Here is a 931-nt window from a genome sequence, read left to right on the forward strand (position 1 = left end):
GCCGTCGTGGGCCGAGTTCACCGCCGCGCCCAGGAGGGGGTGCCCGGCGGACACGAGCCCGAGACCGGCCGGGTCACCCGTCCGCACGCCCTGGTCGAGCCAGTAACGGCGGTGCTGGAAGGGGTAGGTGGGGAGGTCGACGTGCGTGGTCGCGTCGGCGTGCTTGAGCTGACCGGCCCAGTCGACGGGCAGGCCGCGTACGAAAGCGGCGGACAGCGCCGTCACCAACCGATCCGGACCACCCTCGCCACGGCGCAGGGTCTCCAGGACCGTACCGCCCGGAACGTCTTCCAACTGGTCGGCGATGGGCACGACGAGTCCCGGGTGCGGACTGCACTCAAGGAACACCGTGTGTCCGTCCGCCACCGCCGCACGCACCGCCTGATCCAGCCGAACGGTATTGCGCAGATTCTCATACCAGTACGAGCCCGACAGCGCCCCAGAGTCAGTGACGGCCTCGCCGGTCACCGTCGAGTACATCGCCACCGCGCCCTCACGTGGCGTCGCTTGCGCGGACAGCTCCATGACCTCGTCGCGCACCGCGTCCATGTGCGCCGAGTGCGACGCGTAGTCCACCGGGATCCACCGCGCGCGTACACCCTCCGCCTCGCATACGTCGACCACGGCGGCCAGGGCCTCGACGTCACCCGACAGCACCACACTGGCGGGCCCGTTCACCGCCGCCAGAGACAAGCGACGGTCATCCGCGACCAGTTCAGCGGCACGCTCGGCGTTCATGCCGACAGACAGCATCCCGCCACCCACCGACGACACCCGCCGCAACGCCCGACTCCGCAACACCACAACCCGCGCCGCGTCCTCCAGCGACAGCAACCCCGCCACATGCGCCGCAGCAATCTCACCCTGCGAATGCCCCACCACAGCAGCCGGACGCACCCCGCACGACTCCCACCACCGCGCCAACCCCACC

Annotated in this window: 1 protein-coding gene; it reads right to left on the reverse strand. The window is 70.6% G+C overall.

Translation table 11 applies throughout. The annotated features are described in order from the left end of the window. A partial coding sequence (locus K6I34_RS37470; RefSeq protein WP_308294114.1) for an acyltransferase domain-containing protein occupies positions 1–930 on the reverse strand: 930 nt, incomplete at its 3' end. Position 931 lies beyond the last annotated feature (1 nt).

Source organism: Streptomyces sp. UNOC14_S4 (assembly GCF_020740835.1).
Lineage (GTDB): Bacteria > Actinomycetota > Actinomycetes > Streptomycetales > Streptomycetaceae > Streptomyces.